The organism is Pseudaminobacter soli (ex Zhang et al. 2022) (genome assembly GCF_014595955.1).
Classification (GTDB): domain Bacteria; phylum Pseudomonadota; class Alphaproteobacteria; order Rhizobiales; family Rhizobiaceae; genus Kumtagia; species Kumtagia pseudosoli.
Genome location: NZ_JABVCF010000019.1, coordinates 54,707 through 76,767 on the forward strand (window position 1 = coordinate 54,707; position 22,061 = coordinate 76,767).

Here is a 22,061-nt window from a genome sequence, read left to right on the forward strand (position 1 = left end):
GGATCGAAGACGTACTTCACCGGCGCGCCCTGATCGAAGTTCTGATAGGCCTCGGCTGCCTAGTCGCCGACGATTATCACTGCCGCCCCCAGCAACTGAGCTGAAGCGGCAGCCCAGCGGCCGACCGGACCCGCAGCGGCGATATAGACCGTGTACCCCGGCCCGACGCCCGCCGTGAAGCAGCCGTGAAAGCCGGTCGGCAGGATATCTGAAAGGAGCGTCAGGTCCCTGACCTTCTCCATCGCCTGGTCCCTGTCGGGGAAGGGCAGAAGGTGGAAGTCGGCCCAAGGCACCATCATGACGAGATTGAAGCCATAGGCGCCGCAGTCCATCTCAAGCCCTGCGTCTGAACTCGTCACAGCCAGAGGCAGATATCTGCGGGGACGATCGTCACGTGGTCCTTATACCTCTGAGGGGCCTAGAAGGACTGCGGAGTAGACATTCCGCTCCCTTTGTGCAGCGCTGCCTGCCTCGATGCCGGTCTTCGGGCCAGCCTGTTCCCTAAGGCGTGTTTGCAACGATGCCGGGCGACACGAATCCCGCGGAGGCCGCGATCAACACCGCTTGTGACAGGGTCTGCACACCCAGTCGTTGCATGACGTGGGCCCGATGTGCCTCGACTGTCCGAGGGCTGATGCCGATCACCCGTCCGATTTCCTTGTTGGTCTTGCCGGCCAACAAGCCTGTCAGAACTTCGCGCTCCCGTTCCGACATCTCGGCGATCCGAAGCCGAGCCTGGTCCGCCTCCTGGCTCTGCCCATTCGCCCTAAGGGTGCTGGCCGCGGCAGACGCAAGTGCGGCTAGAAGCTGGTCCGATCTATAGGGGACCTGCAGGAAGTCCACGGCTCCGGCTTTCATCACCTGCACGGCGAAGCTCACGTCGCCTTTGGCGTCCCCCAGAACAACGACCGGCAGGCCGATGCACCGGGCCTTGAGCTCCCTCAAAACGGTCAGGCCGCCGGAACCAGACCGGCAGACGTCGAGAACGACGCACCCGGCCGCGAGAGCTGGGCCTGCCTCCAGAAAGGCTTCGCCGGAAGAAAAGACTCTGGCCCTGTAGCCGGCGTCGCGGAGTATGTGGGCTAGATCCCGACGGGAGGTCTCTTCGCCATCGACAACATACACAAAACGCCCCTCATTGCGGGTGATGTCCTGGGCGATGCCGCCGGCTCGGCGAATCTGGCCTTGCGCGTTCCGAATGGGGAAGAAGGTGTTGCGGATCAAACGTACGACCTGATCCCGCCGGATGATGCGAAATTCCTCAGTGCTGATTTCGCCGAGTTTGACTCGTTCAAGCGCGCCCCGTGCACGTTGCCGATCATCCGGATGGACGAAGCCGCTCCAACGGTCGGGATCGATGAGGACCGCCTCCCGCGACTCGCCCCAAACAGGCTCGAAGGCGGGGCTCACATATTCGAGGTACATCGTCTCAAAGTTGAGTATCCAAAGCGTATTGCTGGAGTTGTCGGCGAACTGCCGAAAGCGCGCCTCGCTCTCACGCAGGGCTGCTTCGGCCCGCGTGCGCTCGGTTATGTCCAGGGCGGCCCCGATGAACGCCACGGGACGGCCGTGCTCGAAAGTGGTCCGACCTTGCGTGGAAACCCAGCGCTCGACCCCATCTCCGATCCCGATCACGCGGTGTTTAATGGCGTAGAGACCAGAACCGACAGGATCGATGCACTGGGCTATCGCGGCTTCGACCTGTGGGCGATCCTCGGGATGAATGCCGGACAGAAACACCTGCTCGTCGACATGAGCATCAGGGGGCAGCCCCCACATGGCCTTGAGCCGGGCATCCCAGTCCACTGCCCCCGTGACCGGATTCCAGGTGTAGGGTGATAGGCCGACAAGGGCGACGGCAGCCTGGAGCAGCGCCTCGCTTTCGCGCAACGCCTGCTCTGTGCGCTTCTCGCGGTCGATGTCCTGGACCACGAAGACTGCGCTCAAGCCCTCCTGCGGGGTGTTGCGGAACGGTGCAGCGCTCACCCTTACCCAGATTTCATGGCCATCGGGAGCTGTGATGAGGAAATCGTTGCCTGGAACAGCCGTTTCACCCCGCAATGCCCTTGCGCTTGGGTAGTCCGATGGGCTGAGACGTTGGCCCTCAGGAGTGTAGCCCCGCCAGCGCTCGGCTTGATTGGGATCTCTGGAGGGGACCTTATCGAGGCCGTATCGCTGTAGGAGCTGATTGCTCAGGGTGATGTTTCCCTGCGGGTCGGCAAGGCCCACACCGACCGGCAGTTGCTCCAGAATGGCAGCAAGCTTGTTCTCGCTATCGCGAAGGGCCGCCTCGGCTCGAACCCGCTCGGTGGTCTCGTGGACCGTGCACAGCACTCCCCCGACTTCCCCGATTTCGTCGCGAATGGGGCTGTAGGAAAAGGAGAACCAGGTCTGCTCGGGGTGGCCTCTGCGCGTGAGCGTCAGCGGCAGGTCCTCGAAGTAGCTGGCCTCTCCCCGCATGGCCCGTGTTGCAATGGGGCCGATAACGTCCCAGGCCTCGGCCCATACGTCGGGAAACGGCCGGCCAAGCGCCTCCGGTTTGTCGCCCAGTATGGGAACATAAGCATCGTTGTAAAAGCTCGTGAGGTCCCGCCCCCAGGCCATAAAGGTAGGAAAGGCGGAGTTGAGCATGATGTCCAGGGCCGTGCGCAACGACTGCGGCCACGTCTCCATCGGGCCGAGGGGCGTAGCGGCCCAGTCGTGAGATCGCACGCGCGCGCCCATGGTACCATGATTGGGGGGGAGTGCGGCCGTTCTCTCCATATTCGTGCTTGAAGTAGAGCGCGAGGAGCGGAGGTACAGACTCTGGCATTTGAACACCAGATGATGGAGGTGGTTTGGCAATTGTCTCTGCGTGCTGACCGCGTTCGATACCGTCGTGCCGGGAGGGCACAAGCACGCGAAATTTTATGGACCGCGTGTCTATGCCGGAATAGCGTGCCGCGGGTTGCGCCGCCGCCGGTGGCGAGCACGCGGCGGCCGAAGCCCGTCTTATGCAGCACGACATGGCCGCTCGCATCGCTTCCGGCTGTTTGTCGAGTACTCTGATCGCTCTGCGCGCGGCGTGCGCGGAAGCCTGCGGAAACCGTGATACTCCTTAGGGAAGCTACGGTGTATCGGCGTGCCGATTGGTGCTCAAAGCCTCCGGGCTGCCGACCCAACCGGGACACACGCCATGATCCAGCATGCTGTCAATCTAGCGGCCAATAGGCCAAGAAGCAGCTCGGATTTCTCGTCGGGTCGCTGTGAACGTCATCCGCCCGAAGGAGGCAGCTTCGGGACAGCTTCTACCCGGCAGATCTCCCTTACCTCGGCAGGGAACACGATCTACCGGGAAGGGGAGCCTTGCCGCGCAATTTTCCAGGTTGCGCACGGCCTTGCGCGCACTGTGAAACACACGAGCCAAGGCCGCCGGATCATCCAGTCCTTCTGCATGCCTAACGACATCTTCGGAATGAGTTGCACGAGCACCTATATGGCGACGGCCGAGGCCGTATCGGACCTGCATCTTATGAAGTTCGAACCGGGTCAGTTCGACTCCTGGCTGCACAACGACGGGACCTTTGCTCGCCAACTCTGCACCTGGCTGGTCAGGAACAGTGAAAGGGTCGAGCAGCTCCGCCTGTTGGCGCGGGGCACGTCGATCGAGAAGCTGTCGTATTTTCTCCTCGACCTGGCCGAAAGGATGTCGGCTAGAACGCGTGTAGAACTTCAGATGTCGCGCTATGACATCGGAGATTATCTCGGACTTTCGAGCGAGACGGTCAGCCGTGCATTCACGTCGCTGCGCGCTCGCGGGTACATTTGCACCGATGGACATATCGTGTACCTGCGCAATAAGTCAGGACTGCAGCAGCTCTCGATGGCTTGCAGCACCCGTTAGGGAGCAGGGGTAAGTCAGAGTGGCGCAGGAACTCGACCTAGGACAAGGCCATCCGCGCTCGAGATGAAAACGGGCCAGGTCACGACGATGCCTGGGCGGACTGGAATGTCCTCTCTTCGTCTTTCGCAGCGGGAAGCTGCCGGGCCGGTTCCGAGAAGAGTTTCGGCGCCGGCAGACGTTTGAACCGCTGGCGCATGGGTAGGTCGGGGATCCAGTTTGCCCCGTCCTGGCGGGTTGATCCCTCCCTCACCACCATACAGCCCGCCTATGTTGCCTCCCGCCTGTCAGGCGGCGGGCCTTTTCGTTTCGGAATGATGCGTCAGGCACGCAGGAACTGACAGCCGTCATGGCTCGCAACCGCGAGTGACTTAGTCTTCCGGGACTATGCCAAGCTGTAATCGTCTGCAGCAAACAGCACAGCCAAATAGCCCGGCACGGAGGATTGCGAATGAGACCGGACGGCGACATCAAGCAAGATGTGGAAAGCGAACTCAGATGGGATCCTGACATCGACGCCTCCGATATCGGCGTTGCAGTAAAGGATGGCGTCGTCACGCTGAGTGGCTTTGTCCGCAGCTACTATCAAAAATATGAGGCTGAGAAGGCTACAAAACGCGTCAAGGGCGTACTTGGCGTGGCCAACGACATCGAGGTTCGGCTGCCCTCCGAAAAAGAGAAACCCGACCCGGAGATAGCCCGTGCTGCCGTCGAGGCGATCAAGAACGAACTTCCCTACTCCTTCGAGAATATCAAGGTAGTTGTGAAGAACGGCTGGGTCACGCTCGAAGGCAACGCTGAGTGGGAATATCAGCGAAATCGCGCCGAAGCGGCCGTGCGCAAGCTCACGGGCGTCAAGGGCATCTCGAATCTGGTGGTGCTGAAGCCGAGCGTTGCTCCATCGGAGATCGAGGACGCGCTGAAGCGGATGGCGGAAGTTGATGCGAACCGCGTCACTGTTACCGCCAACGGCGGCGAGGTGGTCTTGAGCGGCACGGTGCGCTCCTGGGCGGAACGACAGGAAGCCGAGCGGGCCGCATGGCGGGCGCCCGGCGTCACCAAGGTTGAAAACCGGATCACCATCGTTCCCTGACCCGGTCGAAGACACAGGCTACTCGGGTCAGGCCCGCAGGGCTGCTGCAAAATCCGCAATGTCCATATCGAGCTCGTCGCTCAGTCGGACCTGCAGAAACGGCGAGAGCATGTCGAGCAGCGCACGGCCCGTCGAGGCCCTTGAACCCGGGCGGATCGCCAGCGTTAGTCGCGATCCGCTGTCCAGTGCGTCGATGATGAAATCCCGGTCGAAGTAGCGATCGGAGTACTCGACAAACAGCCGGAAGCGATGCGGGCGGGTGAATTCGATCACCTCCGACTCGAGGACGGTGTCGGTCCCAAGTAGCAGCCGACGCTCGCGCAGGCGTGACCCCACGCCCAGGTCGCCCTCTGTCAACAGTTCTACGCTCTGTACTGTTCGCAGGACGAGAGGCCACTCCACCGCATTCGAGACCAGGCTGAACACCGTCGCGGGTGAGGCAGCCAGCGTCTTGCTCGCATCGATCTGCATTATTTTCTCCAGGAGAACTAGATTAGCGGTGCCCCGAAGGGCATCTCGGCCATCCTCGTGGCCTGGAATATGACTAGGGACATTTTCGCCGCGTCCCTGACGATCATCAGTTAAGGGGCACTTCAGTTCCGGTTCGCGCCGTTGCCCGTCAGCCGGTGCCGGTGATTGCTGATGCCCGTCAGTGTCCTGCACAGTTAGCCAATTACCCTGCGCACGAACGAAGCCGAACTGCCGTGCGCAGCGGTGCGGACCGCAGCGCCTAAGCGACCCGGCACGAAACTGCCATACGGAGGCCCGTCATGAGATTGCTTCCATTGCACGAACGGGTCGTCCTTCGACGCATTGACGTCGAGGAAACAACAAAGGCGGGCATCATCATTCCCGACACCGCGAAGGAAAAGCCTCAGGAAGCCGAAGTTCTTGCCGTTGGGCCTGGCATTCGGAACGAAAAGGGGGACCTTCGGGAACTTGGCGTCAAGGTGGGTGACCGCGTCATCTTCGGCAAATGGTCGGGCAGCGAGGTTGTCCTTGATGGGGAGGAGGTCCTCATCATGAAGGAGTCGGACATCATCGGCATTCTGGTTGCGTAAGATGGGCAAAATGCCATCACTGAATGCCATCTGGTGCCGGCGCCCCGGATCACGCGCACGCTGCGACCGCGGCTCCCCAGCCTCTCCGCCAGCCTTGTGCCGGTCCATCGCGCGGGAACTGACGCCCGTCACGGCGAACCCGGCAAAAGCCTGCTCAGGTAGCGAAGTACGAACCCGGACGGGTTCGAGCCGCCGGGTCATTGCGAGATGATGCACGTCGACATCCCGGGGTTGCAGGAGTTCAAGGCGCTCGCGACGGAGCGGGGGGCGTGCACGTGTCGTTCTATCTGCCGACCTCGCCCCAGCATCCCGAGGCCAACCGGATCGCATTCGAGGATCTGGCCAAGGCCGCCGTCTCGCAGTTGCGCGAAGCCGGCGTGTCGAAACGCGAGATCGAATGCTTCGAACGACAGGTCGCAGGGCTGTCCGGCCGAGTCCAGGAGAGCCTGGACGACAACAAGTACCGGCTTAAAGACGGGAACCCACTCGAATCCATCGAAAAGTTCTTGAAATCGCAGGCGCACGGCCTTGGAGTGCTCGCTCGGCCGGAGACGCAGTCCTTGCACACCTACCGCCTGCCGATCACACCGAAGCTCCTCGTGGAGGTCGCCGACCGGTACCACATGTCGCCTCTGATCCGGACGGTCACATCCCCGCTGGAGATCTTCGTTCTGGCGATTTCGGAAGACGGCACCCGACTTCTCGACGTCGTCGTGAACATGTCGCCGGCGCGGGTCCCTGTTCCCCACCTGGCTGAAGACCCCGCTGACACCCTCCACCGGCCTTCGCTCCATGTGCGGGCCCCGCGCGGCCGGCTTCAGAACCTCGAGGGCGAGAAGGTTCTGGAAGAACAGTATGCGCGGAAGGTGGACCATGCCGTTCGGGAGGCGCTCGCGGGTCGCTCGACGGCGATGGTGCTGGCCGCGACGGAGCCCATGGCCACCATCTTCCGCAAGGTGAGCACCTACCCTCATCTCGTCGAGGAGGTCATCGAGGGCAGCCCGGACCACCGCAACGACGCGCAACTCGGCGACGCTGCGCTGCCGATCCTCGACCGCCTCTACCGGAAAGAAGCGAAAGGCATCGTCGCCCTCTACGATGAGTTGAAGCCTTATCGGGCCACCAGCGACGTCTCCCATGCGGCCCATGCTGCGACAGCTGGAGCTGTCGACCGGCTGGTCGTCGACCTCGACCAAGTCATCCCCGGCCTGGTCAGCGATATCGACGGCAGCGTGTCCTATGGTGCCTCCGACAATGCTCAAACCTACTCGGTTCTCGATGAGGTGGCTCGGCGTGCTCTCAGCACGGACGCCCGGGTCCTGTGCGTGACGCAGGAGGTTCTGCCGCCGGGCGCCGCCTTGGCGGCGACCCTACGTTACGCTTTCTGAGACCTCACGAAGCGCCCCAAGGGCAGCGGCGCCGGCGCGCTTCATTCCTGCGAACGCTTCGTACGGTCGTGGTGGCGGTGGACCCAGTCCTCCCGCACGCCAGGGCTGGTCCGAGGGGCTTGCCGCGCAATCCGACTTCTTCGGGGTGGCAGGAGTGGCGTCCAACCTTCTTCATCAATTGCGTCCAAGGCCCCACGCACATGAAGATCTCATGTCCTCAATTCAGGAGTCGCTTCCAACCTGAAAATGCTCGTCCGAAATCGCCAAAAGGCTGACGGCTGTCAGTGGTGGTAGCCTCATTCGGAGCGAGAGTGATAGGCGAGCGGGTAGGTCTTTGCTGCCCAAGTCGAGGAGAAGAACCATGGTCACGTTCACTCGCCGAGACTGCATCGTGCCCGGATTAGGGCTTGGCGCGGCATTCGTAGTCGGTGCGACCCTGCTATCTCCGATTCCAGCAATGTCGCAGGCCGTTGAGATCGTGAAGGTCGATGTCGCCGCGGTCGCGAACGGCTTCAGGGTCAGCAAGATGCTCGGCTCAAAGGTGACGAACGAAAAGAGGGAAAGCATCGGCAGTCTTGACGACCTTGTCATCGACAACAAGAAGCAGATTTTTGCCGTCCTCGAGGTCGGCGGGTTCCTGGGACTCGGAGGACATCTGATCGCCGTGCCCTACGACTCCCTGAAGATCAGCGACGATGGCAAGAAGATCGAGCTACCGGGAGCCTCACGCGACACTCTTACCGCGCTGACCGAATTCCACTACAGTTCTTAGCGGAGAACAGTCATGAAGACAGACGCTGACATCGAACGGGATGTGAAAGAAGAGCTCAGGTGGGATCCCAATCTCGACGCGAAGGACATCGCCGCCACGACGGCGTGGTAACCCTCGCAGGGTTTGTCAAGAGCTATTCCGACAAGTACGAGGCCGAACAGGCCGCAAAGCGGGTGGCCGGGGTGGTGGCGGTCGCGAACGACCTTGAGGTCAGGTTGCCGAACATCGATGAGCGCCCTGACCCCGATATCGCCCGCGACGCCGTAGCGGCCCTCCAGCTAGCTCTTCCGCTCACCTGGGATAAGATCAAGGTGACTGTGAAGAACGGGTGGGTGACCTTGGAAGGCGAGGTCGACTGGAACTACCGGCGCACCACCGCCGAAACCGCCGTACGACCCATCAAGGGCGTGAAAGGGGTCACCAATTCCATTGTGGTGAAGCCTTCGGCCGAACCGTCCGAAATCAAGCAGAAGATCATGGAAGCATTCAAGCGAAACGCAGAAGTGGACGCCAATCGCATTACGGTCGAGACGCATGGCAACGAGGTGGTGCTCAAGGGGACTGTCAGATCCTGGATCGAGCGCGAAGAAGCTGAGCGCGTAGCCTGGTCGGCCCCCGGCGTGATCAAGGTCGAGGACCGGATCGTGGTGAGCCCGTGAATTATCGGTAGCGCCGCTGGCCCGCGCGGCTCTTCACGACTACCCCCGGAGGGGTGCAGCCGCTCATGGAGAACCGCCAGGGCGAAGGACGCGATTTGCTGACGACCCTGAGGGCCGGCCGAGAGACGAAGGAGCTACTCTTCGTCATTCGGCAATGGAGATTTCCGATGAGTGCAAGCACGCTTCCGAAGTCCGAATGGTCTGGCTTCTTCGCGACTCTTTCGCGCACGCTGGAGGGCAAACAGGCGGAGATTGAGGTTCTCTCCCTTGATCTCGGGGACCAAGTGGAAGCGGAATGGCTGCCGCTCCTTGGCATCGCCTACGACCCCAAGAACGACCTCGTCGAGATGGCGCTCCAGGACGTGGACCACATGATCCCGAAGCCGAAGGACATCTATGTCGATGTCGGGCCGGCCGGGTTGCTGATGATCGAGGTGGTCTCAGCCGACCAGACTCGCGAGATCATCAAGTTCCGCGATCCATTGATGCTGCCCGCGCCCCATTGAGGGCAGCCTTTCACCAGGCCGGATCCCCGCCGGTGGGAGTGCCAGCCCCTCGGCGCTGTACGCCGGTCGCCCCGGATTGCCGCAGAGTCGTGTCCGGGATGCGGCCAATGCCGCCTCATTTCCCGACAGTTTCGACGGTTTCCGTGCAAAGGCTGGGGATAACTTTCCCGCTTACAGTCGGGGCCGTTTCTGCGAGGCCAGCGCCGATTTGCGTGTCTGGTGCCTCGTCATCCAGCGGATGAAGACCGGGCCGGGAAGAGCAAAGTAGAAAAGGAGCAGAAGATAGACCGACATGCCTAGATAGGGGTGCACGACCGTCAGGGCCGATGCGCGTCGGATAGGCGAAACTTTGGCAAAGAGCGCGCGACCATGGCTACAGCACGGAGGCTATCATGGCAGGCAGGGTGATCGGCATCGATCTTGGGACGACCAATTCATGCGTTGCCGTCTTGGAGGGAACTCAAGCCAAGGTCATTGAGAATGCCGAGGGCGGCATGAAAGAGGGCAGGGTGAACCGGATCACCATCGCTCCCTTGCTTCCTCGGGGGGACAGTGAACCCGCGCTCCGGGAAGAGAAGCGGATCGCCAGGAGCCATCCTCTACGCCGGAAGCGGCAAGCGCGAATCACGGCGAAACTGACGGTCATCAGGGCTGCCTCGGACGGGGGCGAATAGCGTGCATCCAGGTCGAAGCCTTTGCCGAGCGCAACAGCTCAAGAGATCGCGTGGCGCGCGCTCATGGCGTCAGCAAAGTCGTCGACCTTACCATGGTGGAAAGCCGGCAGTTCAATTCCGATCCAAGCGGAGAGCCAACAATGAGCACCGTATCACCAACCGAACGGGCAAGAACCGACTCGATGAACGACATGCTTGCCAACAATTGGTGGGCGGCCGCCCTTAGAGGGGTTATCGCCATCCTTTTCGGTATAGCGGCGCTGACCATGCCTGTCGTGACAATGCTTTCGCTGGCGCTGGTATTTGGCGCATTCAGCTTTGTCGACGGCATCTTGACGATTATCATGGCCATACGCGGCGCCCGAAGGGGCAACAGCTGGGTCTGGCTGCTTCTAAACGGACTCTTCGGCATTCTCGCCGGCATAGTGGCCTTCGTCTGGCCGGGTCTCACAGTGCTCGCCTTCGTACTGCTGGTGGCGGCGTGGTCCCTGGTAACGGGCGTGGCCATGCTGATTTCCGCCTTTCGGCTCAAGGTCGCTCACGGCCGGGCTTGGCTGGTGGTCGGCGGGATTGCCAGCGTCGCGCTGGGCATTCTGCTCGTTCTCTCGCCACTCGCCGGCGCACTGGTGCTGACCTTCTGGATAGGCGCCATGTCGATCGTGCTCGGGATCAGCCTGCTCGTCCTCGCCTACAGGCTGCGGTCCCAGCGAACTCATGTGCCGCATGACTTTGCCGCGGCCACTCCGGCCTGAACTGGATGGAGGAAGACATGTCAACGATCCTTGCCTCCGGAACCAAGGCGCCCGACTTCACGCTCCGTGTTACGCCCGACCAGTCGCTTTCGTTATCGGAGCTTGCCGGACAACGGGCCATCCTGGCCTTTTATCCTGCCGACTGGAGTCCTGTCTGCGGGGACCAGATGACGCTCTACAACCACCTTCTGGGCGAGTTCCGGAAGAAAGGGGCCGCACTGCTGGGCATATCGGTGGATGGCGTATGGTGCCATCAGGCCTTTGCCCGCGATCGCAACCTGCGCTTTCCGTTGCTATCGGACTTCCATCCGAAGGGCGAAGTCTCCCGTGCCTACGGCGCCTACCGGGAGGACAGTGGCGAGAGCGCTCGGGCGCTCTTCATCGTCGACGAGAACGGAATAATCGCCTGGAGCTATCTGTCGCCGGTTGCCGTCAACCCAGGGGCGGACGGGATACTCGACGCCCTCGAACAGATGCCTGATCTGGAGAAGAACCATGTCGAAGCTCAGAGTGCCGGTAGGGCCGCATGACCACATTCGCGGCCCCGCGAATGCGGCCGTCACACTGGTGGAATACGGGGATTATCAATGCCCCTACTGCGCGGCGGCTCATCCGGTCGTCAGAATGCTGGAGGGGCGCTACAGCTCGGTGCTGCGTCTAGTCTATCGGCACTTCCCGCTGGTCGAGGTGCACCCCTTTGCCGTCATTGCGGCGGAGACGGCAGAATATGCCGGGGAAAACGGCCGCTTCTGGGAGATGCACGATGCCATCTTCGCGAATAATCATCGGCTTAGCCCCCAATTGCTGTTCGCGCTCGCCGGAACGCTCGGCCTGTCTCAGCTGGGTTTGCGCGACTCCATCGAGCACTCGCGACACGCCGACAAGATCCAGTCGGACTTCATGGGCGGCGTGCGGAGTGGCGTGAACGGCACCCCGACCTTCTTCATCAATGGGCAGCGGCACGATGGGGGCTTCAACCTCCCGGAGATGTCCGCAGCCGTCGACGACGCATTGCAGACTGTTGCCCCGGCTCATTGAGACAGCCAGCAAATTGCCGGCCATCGACGCGCCCGCTGCAGTCCTTGCGCGAAACCTGAACTGGGGGTGGGCATGCTGCCCGGCAGCAGGATTCGCGGGGGCACCCTTGCCACGCGAATGAAACGAGGCCCTGGGGCTGCCTAGCTGAATGGCAGTTTGGCGCCCGATGTCTGTCATTCCATCAATCTCATCCTTGCACCAAAAGCAGACACGCTCGGGCAAATTGCCGCGAGTTCGCCTCAATGCGGAGATCGGCCCATCTGCGTCTCAGACCGCTGCTACAGCGTTCGATTTTGCCACTGCCCCGGACTTGCAGCTAGGTTTCCCGCTGTCACGATGAGTGGGCGAATTTCCTGGTCCTCGGCCTCATACACGATATGAGCCGGCTCAAGGCTTTGTGAGAGAATCGCTGCGAACGGCAGTGTACAGGTATGAAAAAATGTCTTCGAAATTGTCAGAAAGAGAGCTGATCAGGAGGCGAAGGTTAGGACTTCCAAGACGGTGACTGGAGAATAGGGCATACATCGGGATGTCCAGGGATTTCCATTCCGGAAGAACGGCATTCAATATCCCGGCTTCCACCTCCGGGCCTGCGAAGAAATGCGGCATGAAGCAGATGCCGTGGTCATGAATGGCCGCCAGCTTAGCCACCCAGTAATCGTTGGTGAGAAAGCGCGCATTCGGCTGAACGGCGAATTCCTTTCCGTCGTGCTGTAGCTCCCAAAGGGTAAGGTTCTCGCCATTGTGGAAGCCGATCAGGTCATGGGATCGGAGCTCATTGGGCGAGGACGGCGTGCCGTGTTTTTCGAGATAGCCCTTGCTCGCATAGAGTCCGAACGAAAACCTTCCGAGGAGCCGGGCGGTGAGTTCCGACACCTGCGGCATTGGCGGCTCACCTAGATAGAGAATGCAGTCCAGGCTGTCGCGGGAGCCGAGCAGCGCATCTCCGCGCAGCACCATGACTTCAAGCCTGAGTTGCGGGTGGTGCCGGGCGAAATGAAGCACCAGCGGCGCAATCAGATTGGATGTGAATTCGCCTCCCGAGCCGACACGGATGGTGCCGATGGTTACGTTGCGGCTTCGCCGCGCCGCGTCGAGCCCGCGTTCGCAGGCGCGACGAATGTTCTTGGCGTGTTCGAGAAAGTCCAGGCCAGCATCGTTGAGCACGAGGCGGTTGGCCGAGCGGACGAAGAGCGGCGTGCCGATCTCGTCTTCGAGGCGTTTCAGCTGATGGCTGATGGTCGCCTTCGGCTTGGCAGCGCCCCGGGAGGCGGCAGTGAGCGAGCCGCTGGAAGCGATCTGGAGAAACACCAGCACGTCGTCAAGTTGCACTGACTTTCTCCTGTTCAAAGATCTCGAACGCTCGTTTCAAAATAACCGTCTGTGCCCTCGGGTCAATGATCCGTAAGGTCCGCCGCATCGGTCAGGGGAGGGTCTGTGGTGTCGTTGGAACAGGATCGCTGGACGGGCGTGGGCCTTGATCGGCAAGTCCAGGCGGCTTCGAGCAACCCGGTGATTCTCGATGGTCAGGCGCTTGCGCTTTGGCGCGGCGAAGATGGCCCGGTGAGGGTATGGGAGGATCGCTGCCCGCATCGCGGCATGCGCCTGAGCTTCGGTTTCGTGCGCGGCGACACTCTGCGGTGTATCTACCATGGCTGGGCCTACCGCACAGATGGACAGTGCGTGGAAATCCCGGCGCATCCGGACCTGGCGCCGCCAAAGACGATCTGCGCGAACTCCTATCCGGCAGAGAGCCGATACGGAATCGTGTGGACCAACCTATCGGGTGCAGGCTCGGCGGCGCTGCCCGATTTCGGCGCTGACGAAGGTTGGGAGCCCGTTCGCAGCATCTATGTCGATCGGCCCGCGAGCGTCGTGAGGGAGGCGCTGCATTCATTCGATTTCGGCGATGTCTCCGAGGTGCGGATGAACGGCGGCAGTGCGGCGCTTGTACGCGTCAGGTCGGGCCTGGAGATCCTGTTTGCCGTGCAGCCGGTCAGCGACGGCAAGACCGCGCTGCACGCGGTCGCCAAGGGCCAGGGGGTAGCCGGCAGGCGCGCGGATCTCGCCAGACGGCTGGAACGGCTGCGCGCAACCATCGAGCGGGCGTAATGGGAGAAGAGCAATGGCTGTGACGACGGATTCGGTCGCGTTGAACGAGTGGGTCCCCTGCGGATGGCTTGGACAGGTTCCTCTCGGCGGCCAGATGGACACGGTCATATTCGGCCAGAAGATTAGTATCACGCGCTCGGATGACGACTGCTATCGCGTCGAGACGCTGCCGGAAGATGGATCGAGCGGTCGGCAACTGCCGGTACAGACGCGCTATTGCTGCATCTTCACGACGCTTGGCGAAGCGAAGCGACCGCTACCGGAGATTGCCGAGTTCGACGAGCCGGATCGGCGCGTGACCGGATGCGGCAGTGTCGGCGTCAACACCAGCCCCTATCGCCTCGTCGAGAATTTCCTCGACATGGCTCATTTCTCCTTCATCCACACGGATATTCTCGGTGCCCCGGACCGCACCGAGGTGCTCGCCTACAAGACTGAGCACCGCAAGGATGTCGACGAGATCTGGGCGATCGACTGCACCTTCTACCAGCCGGCGGCTTCCAAGGCTTCGGCGACCGGCCAGATGACCCAATATGTCTACCGCGTAATGTCGCCGTTCAGCGTCATGCTCTACAAGAACGTCCACTGCGATCCGACCCGTAACGACGCGATCTGCGTCTTCATCCAGCCGAAGGGTGAGACGGAGTGCCTGGCCTATATGCCGATGGCGATCGTTGACGAAAACAGTTCGACGGCCGACCTCATTGATTTCCAGCAGAGCATTTTTCTCCAGGACCGAGTGATCCTCGAAAACCAGCGGCCGGCGCTGCTGCCGCTCGATCCGACCTATGAGCTGCCGACGCGCGCCGATGCAAGCTCCATCGCCTACCGCCGCTGGCTGAAGGCGATGAACATCAAATTCGGCATCTATGAAAAGCAGGCAGCCTGAAGCGATGACCATCAAGCTCTACGACTATTCGCTCTCGGGAAGCTGCTACAAGGTGCGGTTGCTTCTCCATTTCCTGGACCTTCACTACGAAAAGCAGCAAATCGATTTTTATCCGGGGCGCCAGCACAAATCGCTGGACTTTCTGCAGATCAACCCACTCGGGCAGATTCCTGCGCTGGAGGATGATGGCCTGCAACTGCGCGATGCGCAGGCGATTCTCTGTCATCTGGCCAATAAGTACGATGGTTCGGGCCGCTGGCTGCCGCGCGACGAGCGGCACTTCGGAGCGGTGATGATGTGGGTGATGTTTGCGGGCGGCGAACTGATGTCCGCCTCGGCGGCCCGCCTCCATGACGCGCTCGGCTATAAGCTCGACATCAATGCCGCCCGTGCAAGCGCGCATGCCGCGTTTCGCATCCTCGACGATCATATGACACTGCGAGAGATTGAGGGCGCCAAGTGGATCGTCGGCGACCATCCGACCATCGCCGACATCGCCTGCTTCCCCTATGTCGCGCTCTCCGGTGACGGCGGCATCGGCCATGAGGACTATCCCGCGCTTCGCAACTGGATGCGCAATTTCCGTCGCCTGCCGCGCTTCCACGCCATGTCTGGCGTCCCGGAGTACGTCTGATGTCCGATGGCGAACTGGAAGTGAGGGTCCGCCGGGTATGCTCGGAAACCTCCGAGATCCGGAGCTTCGTCCTGGAGCCGACCTCAGCCGGACCGCTGCCGGAATTCGAGGCCGGCGCGCATATCGACGTCTATCCGATCCCGGGATTCAGCCGGCAATATTCGCTAGTCAACGACCCGGCCGACCGCAGTCGATACCTGCTCGGCGTCAAGCGCGAGCAGAACGGCCGCGGCGGCTCAAGCGCCATGCACAGCAATCTGCAGGAAGGTTCGGTCGTCAGGATCAGCCGGCCGAAGAACAACTTTGCGCTTCGCGCCAATCCGGGCCGTAGCGTCCTGCTTGCTGGAGGCATCGGCGTCACGCCGCTCCTCAGCATGGCACAGGCGCTGGCCGCGAGAGACGCAGAATTCGAGCTCCATTATTTCGCCCGCTCCAACAGCGAGTTGGCGTTTCGCGACCTCATCACCGAGAGCTCCTGGTCCAGTCGTGTCGCCTACCATTTCGGGCTCGTCCCGCCGTTGCTGAATGATGTGCTGGAGGAAATCCTGCGAGCGCCGAGGCAGGGCGACCTGATCTATCTGTGCGGCCCCAATCCTTTCATGGACGTGGTGCGCAATTGCGCGGCCACTGCGGGCTGGCCGGGCGAATCCGTGATTCTTGAGCATTTCTCGGCCGAGCCTCCCCGGTTGCTCCCGGGTGCGGATGAGTTCGTGGTCCGACTTGCCAAGCGCGGGATCGAGTTGGTCGTCCCTTCGGACAAGGCAATCATCGACGTGTTGCGCGAAGCCGGCATCGAGATCAAGACGAGCTGCGAGCAGGGCGTCTGCGGTACCTGCCTTACGCCCGTCATCGAGGGTGAGCCGGAACACAACGACCTTTATCTCACCGACGACGAACGTGAAGCGGGCCGCTTGATGACCCCTTGCGTTTCACGCTCGAAGTCGAAGCTTCTGGTGCTCGATATGTGAACGGGCATTCTTGACGGCGCGCAACCGGTGGGGAGAAGGCTGCGCTTACCGCGGATGGGAGGAAACTGAGTGAAGACCGAGCTAATCGGATCTAAGTCTGGCGCAGGTGCCAGTTGCGCGCCGCCGCTGCTCGAACTTGCCGGTGTGACGAAGTCTTTTGCGACCACGGTGGCAAATGACGACATTTCGCTAAGCATCGCTCCGGGAGAGATCCACGCCATCCTCGGCGAGAACGGTGCCGGCAAGAGCACCTTGATGAAGATGATCTATGGCGTTCTTGCGCCGGATTCAGGCCGCATCCGCTGGCAAGGCGAAGATGTCTTGATGCGCAATCCCGCACAGGCGCGCAGCCTTGGCATCGGCATGGTCTTCCAGCATTTTTCGCTGTTCGAGACCCTGACGGTCGCTGAGAATATTTCGCTTTCGACGTCGCAGTCGGCGGCAAAACTCAGCCCACGCATCGCTGAAATCGGAAATCGCTTCGGACTACCGGTCGATCCCTCGGCGATGGTCCATTCGCTCTCCGTCGGTCAGCGGCAGCGCGCCGAGATCATTCGCTGTCTGCTGCAGCAGCCGAAGCTGATAATCATGGACGAGCCGACCTCGGTATTGCCGCCGAGCGGCATCCCGCCTCTGTTCGATACCATCCGAAAGCTCGCCGAGGATGGCTGTGCTGTCCTGTTTATCAGCCACAAGCTGGAAGAGATCCGGGCGCTTTGCCATCGCGCCACGATCATGCGGGCCGGCAAGGTGGTTGCAGCCGTCGATGTGGCGACCCAGACGAACCGCAGCCTGGCCGAACTCATGATCGGCCGCGAGATTCCTCAGCCAAGCCGCACGCCCGCTAAACCCGGTAAACGTCCAGCTCTGGAAATCCGTGCGCTGACGCATGAACCGGAGGATCCGTTCGGTACCCGGCTCGAGGGGATCGACCTGGTGCTCCATCCCGGCGAGATCGTGGGCATTGCTGGCGTTTCCGGTAACGGACAAAAGGAATTGGCTGCAATCCTTTCGGGCGAGACATCGCTTTCGAGGGCCGAGCGCGATCGGGTGAGGATCAACGGCGAGTCCTGTGGCGATCTCGGCCCAGGACAGCGGCGAAAGCTCGGCCTCTCCTTCGTTCCGGAAGAGCGTAACGGACGCGGCGCTGTGCCGGAAATGACCCTGGTCCAGAACGCGTTGCTGACTGCCCATCCGCTGGGAATGGTCCAGAAAGGTCTGATAGCTCGCCGCGATGCCCGCGCATTCACCGAACACTGCATCTCTGCCATGAATGTCCGCTGCTCGGGTGCGGCGGCGGAGGCGCGCAGCCTGTCCGGCGGCAACCTGCAGAAATTCATCGTTGGCAGGGAAATCAGGCTTCAGCCGAAGATTCTGATTGCGTCGCAGCCGACCTGGGGGGTGGATATCGGTGCGGCTGCCGCCATCAGACAGGAGCTGATCAGGCTGCGCGACAGCGGCGTGGCAATCCTTGTCATCAGTGATGAACTCGAAGAGCTTTTCGAGGTCGCAGACAGGCTGCAGGTGCTTTTCCGCGGGCGCCTTTCTCCCTCGGTCGACAGGGCAGACGCCAATTCCTCGCTGGTCGGCGAATACATGACCGGCGGCTTCCTTCAGCAGCGGATTGATTCAGAGGCGGTAGCTGCGTGATGCGAATGCCCTGGATCATAGACGCGCGAACGAGCAATTCCCGTCTCGTGCCGATCATCGCTCCTTTGGCGGCGGTGATCGTTACCGTGGTCAGCGGACTTGTGCTGATGTCGTTTCTCGGCGTTGAGCCCGGCAAGGCGCTCTATCAGCTCTTCATTGCGCCGCTCTCGACTGCGTTCAACGTGAGTGAAGTGCTCCTAAAGGCAACGCCGCTGCTGCTGATCGCGCAGGGCCTGGCCATCGGTTTTCGCGCCAAGATCTGGAACATCGGGGCGGAGGGGCAGCTCATTCTCGGCGCCATCGGCGGCAGCCTGCTGCCGATCTGGTTCAACGACAGCCAGAATGTCCTGATGCTTCCGGCGATGATCGTGGTCGGCACGTGTTGCGGAATGGCGTGGGCTGCCATAGCCGCGGCGCTGCGGACGCGGTTCAATGCCAATGAGATATTGGTGACGCTGATGCTGAACAGCATCGCGTTGCAGCTGCTCTACTATCTGGTGGCTGGACCGCTGCGCGATCCGTTCGGCTTCAATTTCCCGCAGTCGGCCTTGTTTCCAGACGTCGCCATGCTGCCGACGCTGTTCGGCGGCGCGAGGGTGAATGCAGGGCTTTTCGTGGCGATCGGCCTCTCGCTCGTGGCCTGGTTCTTCGTCGAGCGCAGCATGGTCGGCTACAAGCTGCAGGTGGGCGGCGTGGCGCCCCACGCCGCGCGCTATGCCGGTTTCAGCGAAAAGCGCGCGGTGTGGCTCAGCCTGCTGATCGGCGGAGCCGCAGCCGGAATGGCCGGTGTCTTCGAGGTGGCCGGCCCCCTCGGACAGCTTCAGCGCGTGGTTTCGCCGGGCTATGGCTTTGCGGCAATCATCGTCGCCTTCCTCGGTGGGCTGAACGCCATAGGCATTCTGTTCGCCGCCTTCTTCATGGCGGTGATCTATGTGGGTGGCGATATAGCCCAGGCTTCGGCCGGTGTTCCCTACGCGGTGAATTCGGTCCTGCAGGGAATCCTCTTGATCACATATATCGCCGCACGCCTGTTCGTGGACTATCGGGTCCGGCCTAGGCGCGCGATCAGCACGATGGCGGTAAGCTGATGGACTGGCTGGCTTTTCTTCTCTCCGGCACGGTCCTCGCGGCGACGCCGCTGTTGATCGCGGCGCTGGGTGAACTGATCGCCGAGAAATCGGGCGTGCTCAATCTCAGCGTCGAAGGGATGATGGCGCTCGGGGCAGCCATCGGCTTCATCGTCGTTGCCGAATCCGGAAGTCACTGGCTGGCGATCCTGGCTGGAGGTCTGGCTTCGGCCGGGCTGGCCGCGATCTTTGCCTTCGTCGTGCTTGTTACCCTCGGCAACCAGGTTGCGACCGGCATCGCAGTAGGCATCCTCGGAGTCGGCCTCGCCGGCCTGATAGGCAAGCCTTACGAGAGCATGACGGTACCTCCGATGGCGCGGGTTCCGTTGCCGCTGCTTTCGGACATTCCGATCATCGGGCCCGGACTCTTCAACCAGCCGCTGCTCGTCTATCTGGCGCCGCTTCTGGCCGCCGCGCTGTGGTGGATGTTCAAGCACTCGAAGGTCGGGCTCGTCATCCGCGCGGTCGGCGAGTCGCCGGAATCGGCCCATGCGGTCGGCTACGATGTGGTGGGCATCCGCTTTCTCGCCGTTGTCACCGGCGGTCTGTTCGCCGGAATTGCCGGAGCCTTCATCTCAGTGGCGTCAACGACCCTGTGGTCGGACGGAATGATCGCCGGCCGTGGCTGGATCGTCGTCGCACTGGTGGTGTTCGCGATGTGGCGCGTCGAGCGGGTGGTCATCGGCGCCTATCTTTTCGGCGCAGCGACAATCGCCGAGCTGCTGGTGCAGAGCGCCGGCATCGCTGCGCCGTCGCAGCTTCTGACCAGCATTCCCTACATCGCCACGATCATAGCGATCGCTCTCTTGTCGATGGATGGAAAACGGATCCGTCTCAACGCTCCCGTCTCACTCGGGCGCGTCTACAACGGAGCCCAATAAGATCATGGAACTGAAATTTCAGGAGGAGGAATCTCTTGCGAAACAAGATACTTAAGTGGGCGCTTGCCGCCTGCGCGGCGCTGTCTGTCGGGGTGGCGCAGGCCGAGCCGGTCACGATCGGCTTCATCTACCCCGCTCCGGTTGCGGATGTCGGCTGGGCCAAACAGCTGGATCTCGGCCGCGAGGCGGTGGAAAAGAAACTCGGAGACAAGGTCAAAACGCGGGCGGTCGAGAACATTCCCGAGGGACCGGATGCCGCGCGCGTCATGAATCAGCTGGTTACGGACGGGGCCAAATTCGTGGTTCTCGGCTCGTTCGGCTATATGAACGACGGACTGAGGCTTGCCAGGCAGAAGCCGGACGTCGCCTTCCTGCACGCGAGCGGGTTCAAGCAGTCGGCCAATTTCGGGACCTTCACGGCGCGCAACTATGAGGGCTTCTACCTCGGTGGCTTGGCCGCCGCGATGGTGACCAAGACCAACACGATCGGCATTGTCGGCGCCTTCGCCATCCCCGAGGTGGTCGCGGAGGTGAACGCGATTGCTCTCGCGGCGCGGAAGGTCAATCCAGACCTCAAGATCAAGATTGTCTGGCTGAATACCTGGTTCGATCCGCCGAAGGAGCAGGAAGCGGCCAGGGCACTGATCTCTCAGGGGGCCGATGTTCTTTTCTCGCTGCATCAGGACACGCCTTCGGTGGTGAACGTCGCCCAGGCGCAGGGCGTATATGTGGTCAACACCAATTCGGACATGAGCGCCCATGGGCCTGATGCCGTTCTGGCTTCCGTCACCGATGACTGGTCAGGCTATTTCGTCAAGAATGTCGAGGACATGCTGAACGGCTCCTTCAATGGCACGGACTTCCGCGGCGGGCTCGCCGATGGGACGGTCAAGGTCGTGGCCTGGAACAAGGCGCTCACCGAAGAGCAGATGGCGCAGATCAAGCAGGCCGAAGCCGATCTGATGAGCGGCAAGACGCATGTCTTCGCCGGCCCTCTGCGTGATCAGCAAGGGACGGTCCGCGTAGAGGAGGGCGCCAATCTGCCCGATCCCGAAATCTTCGCCATGAACTGGCTGGTCGAAGGGCTCGACGGCACGCTTCCCAAATAGGCTCGACAGGCGCGGCCGGAGATTGCTTCGGCCGCGCCGAACCGGTTGTGCGAAATGGAATATTCAACTGGCAGTCTCGGACAAGGCGGCGCGCAGGAGCAGGCGGTCGCGATCTGCTTTGTCGGGGCATTGGGTCAGCCGTTTGTGGAGTTCGCCAGGGAGCGTGCGAGTCGCCTCGCTCTGCGGGGGGTGATCGAGCAGCGGTGCGACACCGTCGTTGCTTCGCTGGAGGGACCGGAGGCGCTGATTGACGCATTCGAAATCACCTGCAGCCTGGGACCGATCGCCTGCAGAGTGGATTTCTGGAGCCGGACAGAGACGAGCACCGGTTCGAACGTCCGCGCTTAGGGCGATGCTTGCAACGATCCTTGCTTGGAGAAAAAATACACATGAAAACCCGTGCCGCCGTCGCTGTTGCCGCCGGAAAGCCGCTCGAGATCATGGAGGTGGACCTCGAAGGGCCGCGCGAGGGCGAGGTCCTGGTCGAGGTCAAGGCGACCGGCATCTGCCACACCGACGAATTCACGCTGTCGGGTGCCGACCCGGAAGGCATCTTTCCCGCCATTTTGGGCCATGAGGGCGCTGGCGTCGTCGTCGATGTCGGCCCTGGCGTTACCAGCCTGAAGAAGGGTGACCACGTCATCCCGCTCTATACGCCCGAATGCCGGTCCTGCCCGTCCTGCCTGTCGCGCAAGACCAATCTGTGCACCGCCATCCGCGCCACTCAGGGTCAGGGCGTGATGCCCGACGGCACCTCGCGCTTCTCCGTCGGAGGCGAGAAGATCTTCCATTACATGGGCTGCTCGACCTTCTCCAACCACACGGTGCTGCCGGAGATCGCGCTCGCCAAGGTCAATCCGGACGCGCC

Annotated in this window: 23 protein-coding genes and 2 pseudogenes; 21 read left to right on the forward strand and 4 right to left on the reverse strand. The window is 61.9% G+C overall.

All coding sequences use genetic code 11. From position 1 onward, the window contains the following. Nucleotides 1-62 precede the first annotated feature (62 nt). Nucleotides 63-365, reverse strand: a pseudogene (locus HUI96_RS26210) (formaldehyde dehydrogenase, glutathione-independent); the annotation flags it as partial. Nucleotides 366-501: 136 nt separating this feature from the next. Continuing rightward, complete coding sequence (locus tag HUI96_RS26215; protein WP_210320332.1) at nt 502-2,652, reverse strand: PAS domain S-box protein; 2,151 nt, start codon at nt 2,650-2,652, stop codon at nt 502-504. Between the two features lie 523 nt (nt 2,653-3,175). On the opposite strand from HUI96_RS26215, the gene HUI96_RS26220 reads away from it, so the two are divergent. Continuing rightward, a complete protein-coding gene (locus tag HUI96_RS26220) occupies nt 3,176-3,883 on the forward strand; it encodes a Crp/Fnr family transcriptional regulator (protein WP_188257654.1) in 708 nt (235 codons plus the stop codon). A gap of 448 nt (nt 3,884-4,331) precedes the next feature. Continuing rightward, nucleotides 4,332-4,973 (forward strand): BON domain-containing protein, encoded by a 642-nt coding sequence (locus HUI96_RS26225; protein ID WP_188257655.1) that lies wholly within the window; start codon nt 4,332-4,334, stop codon nt 4,971-4,973. Nucleotides 4,974-5,000: 27 nt separating this feature from the next. Here the strand turns inward: HUI96_RS26225 and HUI96_RS26230 are convergent, their stop codons facing one another. Then, a complete protein-coding gene (locus HUI96_RS26230; protein WP_188257656.1) occupies nt 5,001-5,444 on the reverse strand; it encodes an SRPBCC family protein in 444 nt (147 codons plus the stop codon). Nucleotides 5,445-5,743: 299 nt separating this feature from the next. Between HUI96_RS26230 and HUI96_RS26235 the strand changes: the two genes are divergently transcribed. From HUI96_RS26235 to HUI96_RS26275, 9 genes and pseudogenes are all read left to right on the forward strand, one after another. Then, nucleotides 5,744-6,034, forward strand: a complete 291-nt coding sequence (locus HUI96_RS26235) for a co-chaperone GroES (RefSeq protein WP_188257657.1) — start codon at nt 5,744-5,746, stop codon at nt 6,032-6,034. A 269-nt stretch (nt 6,035-6,303) separates the two neighbouring features. Further along, a complete protein-coding gene (locus HUI96_RS29675; protein ID WP_188257658.1) occupies nt 6,304-7,422 on the forward strand; it encodes a hypothetical protein in 1,119 nt (372 codons plus the stop codon). A gap of 361 nt (nt 7,423-7,783) precedes the next feature. Next, entirely contained in the window at nt 7,784-8,194 is a 411-nt protein-coding gene (locus tag HUI96_RS26245) for a PRC-barrel domain-containing protein (protein WP_188257659.1), read from the forward strand. Between the two features lie 104 nt (nt 8,195-8,298). Next, nucleotides 8,299-8,853, forward strand: coding sequence for a BON domain-containing protein (locus HUI96_RS26250; protein WP_337918645.1), 555 nt, complete (start codon nt 8,299-8,301; stop codon nt 8,851-8,853). Between the two features lie 167 nt (nt 8,854-9,020). Next, the gene (locus HUI96_RS26255) at nt 9,021-9,359 is read left to right on the forward strand and encodes a DUF5335 domain-containing protein (protein WP_188257660.1); all 339 of its coding nucleotides are present in this window, start codon (nt 9,021-9,023) and stop codon (nt 9,357-9,359) included. Between the two features lie 392 nt (nt 9,360-9,751). After that, nucleotides 9,752-9,850, forward strand: a pseudogene (locus HUI96_RS30360) (Hsp70 family protein); the annotation flags it as partial. Between the two features lie 323 nt (nt 9,851-10,173). Further along, a complete protein-coding gene (locus HUI96_RS26265; protein WP_188257661.1) occupies nt 10,174-10,785 on the forward strand; it encodes an HdeD family acid-resistance protein in 612 nt (203 codons plus the stop codon). A 17-nt stretch (nt 10,786-10,802) separates the two neighbouring features. Continuing rightward, complete coding sequence (locus HUI96_RS26270; RefSeq protein ID WP_188257662.1) at nt 10,803-11,315, forward strand: redoxin domain-containing protein; 513 nt, start codon at nt 10,803-10,805, stop codon at nt 11,313-11,315. Beyond that, the gene (locus HUI96_RS26275) at nt 11,281-11,823 is read left to right on the forward strand and encodes a DsbA family protein (protein WP_188257663.1); all 543 of its coding nucleotides are present in this window, start codon (nt 11,281-11,283) and stop codon (nt 11,821-11,823) included. Before HUI96_RS26270 ends, HUI96_RS26275 begins: the two co-directional genes overlap by 35 nt. Nucleotides 11,824-12,210: 387 nt before the next feature. On the opposite strand, the gene HUI96_RS26280 is transcribed toward HUI96_RS26275, so the two are convergent. Then, nucleotides 12,211-13,155 carry a LysR family transcriptional regulator gene (locus HUI96_RS26280; RefSeq protein WP_188257664.1) on the reverse strand — a complete coding sequence of 315 codons (945 nt, stop codon included), beginning with the start codon at nt 13,153-13,155 and terminating at the stop codon, nt 12,211-12,213. 108 nt (nt 13,156-13,263) lie between these two features. Here HUI96_RS26280 and HUI96_RS26285 point away from each other — a divergent pair, with 108 nt between their 5' ends. The 10 genes from HUI96_RS26285 to HUI96_RS26330 all read left to right on the forward strand — a co-directional run. Continuing rightward, the gene (locus tag HUI96_RS26285; protein WP_188257665.1) at nt 13,264-13,935 is read left to right on the forward strand and encodes a Rieske 2Fe-2S domain-containing protein; all 672 of its coding nucleotides are present in this window, start codon (nt 13,264-13,266) and stop codon (nt 13,933-13,935) included. 13 nt (nt 13,936-13,948) lie between these two features. Next, nucleotides 13,949-14,824 (forward strand): aromatic ring-hydroxylating oxygenase subunit alpha, encoded by an 876-nt coding sequence (locus HUI96_RS26290; protein WP_188257666.1) that lies wholly within the window; start codon nt 13,949-13,951, stop codon nt 14,822-14,824. A 4-nt stretch (nt 14,825-14,828) separates the two neighbouring features. Further along, entirely contained in the window at nt 14,829-15,458 is a 630-nt protein-coding gene (locus HUI96_RS26295; protein WP_188257667.1) for a glutathione S-transferase family protein, read from the forward strand. Then, nucleotides 15,458-16,426 (forward strand): PDR/VanB family oxidoreductase, encoded by a 969-nt coding sequence (locus tag HUI96_RS26300; RefSeq protein ID WP_188257668.1) that lies wholly within the window; start codon nt 15,458-15,460, stop codon nt 16,424-16,426. Before HUI96_RS26295 ends, HUI96_RS26300 begins: the two co-directional genes overlap by 1 nt. Nucleotides 16,427-16,495: 69 nt before the next feature. Continuing rightward, a complete protein-coding gene (locus HUI96_RS26305) occupies nt 16,496-18,076 on the forward strand; it encodes an ABC transporter ATP-binding protein (RefSeq protein ID WP_337918647.1) in 1,581 nt (526 codons plus the stop codon). Between the two features lie 5 nt (nt 18,077-18,081). Continuing rightward, complete coding sequence (locus HUI96_RS26310) at nt 18,082-19,164, forward strand: ABC transporter permease (protein WP_237684387.1); 1,083 nt, start codon at nt 18,082-18,084, stop codon at nt 19,162-19,164. After that, on the forward strand, nt 19,164-20,084 hold the full coding sequence (locus HUI96_RS26315) for an ABC transporter permease (RefSeq protein ID WP_188257669.1): 921 nt from the start codon (nt 19,164-19,166) through the stop codon (nt 20,082-20,084). Before HUI96_RS26310 ends, HUI96_RS26315 begins: the two co-directional genes overlap by 1 nt. 35 nt (nt 20,085-20,119) lie before the next feature. Further along, nucleotides 20,120-21,193, forward strand: a complete 1,074-nt coding sequence (locus HUI96_RS26320; protein WP_188257670.1) for a BMP family ABC transporter substrate-binding protein — start codon at nt 20,120-20,122, stop codon at nt 21,191-21,193. Between the two features lie 54 nt (nt 21,194-21,247). Then, on the forward strand, nt 21,248-21,541 hold the full coding sequence (locus tag HUI96_RS26325) for a hypothetical protein (RefSeq protein WP_188257671.1): 294 nt from the start codon (nt 21,248-21,250) through the stop codon (nt 21,539-21,541). A gap of 41 nt (nt 21,542-21,582) precedes the next feature. Continuing rightward, nucleotides 21,583-22,061: alcohol dehydrogenase catalytic domain-containing protein (locus HUI96_RS26330; protein ID WP_188257672.1), on the forward strand; the 479-nt coding region annotated here is incomplete at its 3' end.

Coding starts and splice junctions, on each gene's coding strand:
- HUI96_RS26220 (WP_188257654.1), top strand. CDS start 3,176: ATGATCCAGCATGCTGTCAATCTAGCGGCCAATAGGCCAAGAAGCAGC.
- HUI96_RS26225 (WP_188257655.1), top strand. CDS start 4,332: ATGAGACCGGACGGCGACATCAAGCAAGATGTGGAAAGCGAACTCAGA.
- HUI96_RS26230 (WP_188257656.1), bottom strand. CDS start 5,444: ATGCAGATCGATGCGAGCAAGACGCTGGCTGCCTCACCCGCGACGGTG.
- HUI96_RS26235 (WP_188257657.1), top strand. CDS start 5,744: ATGAGATTGCTTCCATTGCACGAACGGGTCGTCCTTCGACGCATTGAC.
- HUI96_RS26245 (WP_188257659.1), top strand. CDS start 7,784: ATGGTCACGTTCACTCGCCGAGACTGCATCGTGCCCGGATTAGGGCTT.
- HUI96_RS26255 (WP_188257660.1), top strand. CDS start 9,021: ATGAGTGCAAGCACGCTTCCGAAGTCCGAATGGTCTGGCTTCTTCGCG.
- HUI96_RS26265 (WP_188257661.1), top strand. CDS start 10,174: ATGAGCACCGTATCACCAACCGAACGGGCAAGAACCGACTCGATGAAC.
- HUI96_RS26270 (WP_188257662.1), top strand. CDS start 10,803: ATGTCAACGATCCTTGCCTCCGGAACCAAGGCGCCCGACTTCACGCTC.
- HUI96_RS26275 (WP_188257663.1), top strand. CDS start 11,281: ATGTCGAAGCTCAGAGTGCCGGTAGGGCCGCATGACCACATTCGCGGC.
- HUI96_RS26290 (WP_188257666.1), top strand. CDS start 13,949: ATGGCTGTGACGACGGATTCGGTCGCGTTGAACGAGTGGGTCCCCTGC.
- HUI96_RS26295 (WP_188257667.1), top strand. CDS start 14,829: ATGACCATCAAGCTCTACGACTATTCGCTCTCGGGAAGCTGCTACAAG.
- HUI96_RS26300 (WP_188257668.1), top strand. CDS start 15,458: ATGTCCGATGGCGAACTGGAAGTGAGGGTCCGCCGGGTATGCTCGGAA.
- HUI96_RS26310 (WP_237684387.1), top strand. CDS start 18,082: ATGCCCTGGATCATAGACGCGCGAACGAGCAATTCCCGTCTCGTGCCG.
- HUI96_RS26315 (WP_188257669.1), top strand. CDS start 19,164: ATGGACTGGCTGGCTTTTCTTCTCTCCGGCACGGTCCTCGCGGCGACG.
- HUI96_RS26325 (WP_188257671.1), top strand. CDS start 21,248: ATGGAATATTCAACTGGCAGTCTCGGACAAGGCGGCGCGCAGGAGCAG.